At 42.7% G+C, this 4892-nt stretch carries 5 protein-coding genes and 1 riboswitch; of the genes, 2 read left to right on the top strand and 3 right to left on the bottom strand.

Features of this window, described 5'->3' with window-relative positions; translation table 11 throughout:
• Positions 1-585: nitronate monooxygenase (locus tag VNZ46_RS00390; RefSeq protein ID WP_325558089.1), on the bottom strand; the 585-nt coding region annotated here is incomplete at its 3' end.
• The gene (locus tag VNZ46_RS00385) at positions 585-2045 is read right to left on the bottom strand and encodes a voltage-gated chloride channel family protein (RefSeq protein ID WP_325558088.1); all 1461 of its coding nucleotides are present in this window, start codon (positions 2043-2045) and stop codon (positions 585-587) included. The genes VNZ46_RS00385 and VNZ46_RS00390, both read right to left, overlap by 1 nt.
• Positions 2029-2093: riboswitch (Fluoride riboswitch) on the bottom strand. It overlaps the preceding gene by 17 nt.
• A gap of 502 nt (positions 2094-2595) precedes the next feature.
• Between VNZ46_RS00385 and VNZ46_RS00380 the strand changes: the two genes are divergently transcribed.
• Positions 2596-3177 (top strand): hypothetical protein, encoded by a 582-nt coding sequence (locus tag VNZ46_RS00380; protein ID WP_325558087.1) that lies wholly within the window; start codon positions 2596-2598, stop codon positions 3175-3177.
• A gap of 245 nt (positions 3178-3422) precedes the next feature.
• Entirely contained in the window at positions 3423-4106 is a 684-nt protein-coding gene (locus VNZ46_RS00375) for a lipid-binding SYLF domain-containing protein (RefSeq protein ID WP_108551099.1), read from the top strand.
• Positions 4107-4173: 67 nt separating this feature from the next.
• Here VNZ46_RS00375 and VNZ46_RS00370 read toward each other — a convergent pair.
• On the bottom strand, positions 4174-4892 hold a 719-nt coding region (locus VNZ46_RS00370), incomplete at its 5' end, for a discoidin domain-containing protein (RefSeq protein ID WP_325558086.1).

Below are 4892 nucleotides of genomic sequence, written 5' to 3'. Positions count from 1 at the left end.
AGGCTGTAAAAAAGACGGACGATGGCCCCCAGCCTCAAAACCTGCCGCGACAATAGCATCAACTCCTGCAGATTCCAATAATACCCCTTCATCCAGGGTTGTCGCCCCGCCCACAGTTTTAATTCCCAGACGCCGACATTCCTTCAATATCTCAGGGGAAGGAATCCCGAATATAAAACTGAATACAGCCGGACGAATCTGAAAAAGCGCCTCTACCTGTTTTTCAAATTTTGAAGGGATATCAGTCTGAAGATCTGGCAAGGGGATTCCCAACTCATCAAAATAGGGTTTAAAGAGCCCTTTAACCCGTTCCAGTTCTTTAAGCGGATAGGTCTTTAACTGTTCATCTACATCAGAAACCCACAAATTCACATTATAAGGTTTGTCGGTCTTCAACCTGATCTCCTCAGCCGCCCGAAGCATTTCTTCAGGAGATAAAGTATAAGCTCCAAAACTGCCTAAACCACCAGCATTAGACACTGCGGCAAGTAAAGCGGGAGTAGAAAATCCACCACCCATTGGCCCTAATAGAATTGGATACTGAATGCCTAACAGTCTAGTGATTTTAGTTTGGTACCACATCATTACTCTTTTTTTGAGAACACAGAAGTATATTTTTTTAACTTTTGGTACAAGTAGCCTCTTCTTTTACTGGCCTCCGATAAAGAGCTCTCTTCAGAAAAATACTCGCCAAATATCTTAGGAACAGCGATTCGTTGTGCGCTGTAAATTCCCGAATGACCACTAAAGAAATAAGCAGTAAAACAAGCCACCGCAAACAACAACGCATACTGGCCGCCAAATAATTCAATCCCCATAAAAGTACAGGCAATCGGGGTATTGGTAGAGCCCGCAAATACAGCAATAAACCCCAAAGCAGCAAAAAGGCTCACCGGCGCATCGAGTAAAACCGCGAGCGTATTTCCTAAAGTGGCACCGATATAAAAGAGAGGCGTCACTTCCCCGCCTTTAAATCCCGTTCCCAGGGTCACTGCAGTATAAATGGTTTTCCATAACCAACTCCAGGTATCCGCTCCTCCTGCATGGAACGCCGAAGGAATGGTTACTGCACCTGCATATTCCGGATCTACACCTAAGCTTAAATAATCTGGTTTCCCAATCAAAAAAGTAAGCCCAATAATCACCAGACCACCAAACACAGGGATCATCCAATTCTTTTTAAACAGCTTCAGGCAAATTGACTTCACTTCCTGCACCATACCCGCAAACAGGAAACCAGCCAGTCCAAAAGCCGCAGAAGAAAGAATCACCTTTCCCAGCAGTACAATGTCCATATGAAAATAATCTGAGAGAAAATAGACCGTTTGGGGTACCACATCGATATGATAATGAACATGAGACACATGCCAGGCAGAAACGGTTAGATCTCCAACTACCGCGGCAATTAATGCAGGCAATAAAGAATCGTATTTAATACGTCCTATCGTTAAAACTTCCATCGCGAAAACAGCCCCTGCAAGGGGTGTTCCAAACACCGCGCCGAAACCAGCCGCTATACCCGCAGTCAGGATCATACGCATATCTACCCCTTCTAATTTAAACCAGCCCCCAAACATAGCCGCAATACTTCCGCCTATTTGCACAGCTGTTCCTTCCCTGCCGGCAGAACCCCCAAAAAGATGGGTAATGACCGTCGTCAAAAGGATAACCGGGGCCATCTGTTTAGGCACCCCTCCTCCCTCTATATGGATTTGTTCCATAATCAGGTTGTTGCCTTTCTCGGAAGATTTCCCAACGGACTGATAAATGAAATAGATCAGCAGACCAGCCAGCGGCAGCAAGAATAAAAGCCAGGGATGGTGAAACCTGAAATGAATGGCTTCTGTGAGCAGCCATAGAAAAAATGCGACAACGCTGCCAATGGCTATAGCTGTAGGCACTATAAATAGTGTCCATCTAACCAGATATTTTAAAATTGAAGTGTGTTCTTTTAGTGTTATTTTGCTCGTATTGATCATGATCTTACCTACAATATTTTTCTCCTCAAACAAATCATTTGCTTGATCTAATTTTGTAGGAGTCATCAGCCGCGGCGGTTATTTTAAATGGAAGACACCATTTCCATTTCATTACTATGCAAACTTAATCATAAAGTTCAAAAAAACAAAAGCTGTTTTATAGAATCCATTCTGCGGAAGATGATGAATTTGCCATTTGTCTGTTTTGAAAAAAATTGACATCTGCTTCAAGACTACTGATCTTAGGCCCGCTGAAAAAGCGGACAAAGATCAAAGGTCTTTCCACAGAGCCAGATTTTTCTCCGTATTGCGCCTAGCTGTATTTCACGCCTATCTGCATCTTAATATAACCATATCTAACAAACTACGCCCGGACACCCTCCCTCTGCAATTTGCTAAGGAAAATTCTCGTACGCTGCGGAAAGACCTCAGAGATCTGCGGGCCCTTCAGCCCGCCTGATATCGTTAGTCTTGAAGCAGCTGTACAGAATTTTCCAAAAAATTCACCTCCTTATCCAGAATATTCTAAAATTTAGCTTATTATGAAATAAACTAAAATTCCTATATTGACATCGCATATACAAGCTATCTTCCAATCTACTTAACTAAAAATAGAATGAGATACTCCGGTATAATACTCCTGCTCCCATTTATTTTGACCAGCTGCAAGGAAAAATACAATGGCTATATCTACGACGGAATCAGTAGAAAACCGCTTGCTGGTGTGCAAATCTACGACATTGAAAGAAAAAAAAGCACCTCTACGGATACCCAAGGCTATTACAGCCTGAACTGGGATCCAGGTTTTCTATTCTCTATAAAGAAAAGTAACTATATAATCGACACTCTTCGTATGAACCGCATTATTGCAGGAGAACATCAAGTTAAAGAAATGGATGGGAGCAAAAGATTTCTTTACCCCCAGCTCAGCGGAAAAATCTACGATAAAAAAAACAGCCTACCCCTGAAAAATGCAGAAATATATACCATGAACGGCGAGAGAATAGTTTCAACCGATGCCAATGGTCACTTTGAACTCAGCCGGTTCCCTCCCTCCGATAAACTCGTGTTAAAAAAAGAAAACTATCAGAATGATACTGTTCTCTTATTCAAAATCAAAGACCCAAAAATCCAACAGATTGAATTGGTGCAACCATCCAAAAACATAAAATTCTATCTAACCCCCATTACCCCCTAGCAAAATCCTGTATTCAGGCTTTCCTTGCAAACTATGCCCGGACACCCTCCCTCTGCAATTTGCTAAGGAAAATTCTCGTACGTTGCGAAAGACCTAAGAGATTTGCAGGCCCTTCAGCCCGCCTGATATCGTTAGTCTTGAAGCAGCTGTACAGAATTTTCAAAAAACTCACCTCCTCAATACTTAATTTAAAACGTGGAACAATAATTGCAACCTCTCCACGTACTAGTATTAAATAAACACAAATGAAAACGATACATTCTCTAAAATTCAAAGCAGCGCTCCTACTTTGCCTTAGCTTTTTCTTCTCCTATGCCGCATCAGCCCAGGAAAAAGAAGAACAAAAGATAGAAAAGGCAACCACTGTACTTTCCGATTTTGCAAAAATGAAAGAATCCATTCCTTCAGATCTGATCGCCGTTACACAAGGTATTATTATCGTACCTAAAATGATCAACGCAGGATTTGTAGTTGGAGGAAAAAGAGGTAAGGGAATTGCGATGGTAAAAAAAGCAGACGGTAGCTGGAGCAACCCGGTTTTCATTACCCTGACCGGTGGAAGTATTGGTGCGCAAATCGGCTTCCAGGCAGTTGATCTTGTCTTGATCTTTAAACACAGCAACAGCCTTACAGACATCAACAAAAGCAGTTTCACCCTTGGGGGAGACCTATCCATCGCCGCGGGTCCTGTAGGCAGAAATACCACAGCAAATACAGACTATAAACTGGATGCAGAAGTATACTCCTATTCCCGCAGTAAAGGTCTTTTTGCAGGAATTTCCCTGAACGGTGCTTCCTTGGATATCGATGCAAAAGCAAATAAAGCCTTCTACGGAAAAGCACTATCTTCTCATACCATTTTTAAAGCAGCAAACAGCGATGCTGAAGTGGTTAAAGAATTGAAATCGACTTTGTCCGCCATGAAATAAAATTTGTTAAATAAAAAAAGGGGCGTCTGGAATTTTTCCGGACGCCCCTTTTTTTATTTAACAAAACCTACAATTTCACATAGGCTTCAAAATTCGCGAGACACGGATAAGGCGTACCTTCCAGTAAAGTTATCTTCACATAACGAATGGCAGAACCCGGAGCAACAGCATATCTCTGCTCTGCAGTTGTACCCGGATTAAAGCCTCTGTCATCACCCAGCTTGGTAAAATTAACCCCATCGGTACTGCCGGATATAGAGAATTTCGTAAAACCCTGTTTAGCATCTGTATGTGCATTTAATCCGATGTAAGTAAGAGCGTAAGCCTTCTTCATATCAATTATAGCCCAGTGCGGATAAGGATGAAGTTCCTCATAATCCACCTGCCAGAAAGAAGGCACATCAGGGGCAGTAGGACTTTTTACAGAAATCGGATCTACAAGGAATGCAGCAAGATTGGTTTCATCTCCAGGAAAATTCACTTCACTGGATGCTGTAGCTGTCCAGCCGGTCTTATCCAGGGCAATATCTGTAATGGGTACCCTTTCCTGTAAACCCGTCACGTTAAACTCGGCCAGGAAAGTTACACTTCCGGTTTGGGTAGCCGCTTTCTCTAATGCAGTCAGCTTCAGATAACGGATATTTCTGGCCGGCGAGATAGGAAAACTTTGTTCCGCTGTAACCGCAGGATCGAAGGTAAATTCGCCATAACTGGTAAAAGCGGTACCATCGGTACTTCCTTCCAGCCTGAACTTGGTAAAGCCCTTTGCACTGTTCTGCCTCGCCG

This window comes from Pedobacter sp., from assembly GCF_035566355.1.
GTDB lineage: Bacteria > Bacteroidota > Bacteroidia > Sphingobacteriales > Sphingobacteriaceae > Pedobacter.
This window is presented reverse-complemented; position numbering and strand designations above follow the sequence as displayed.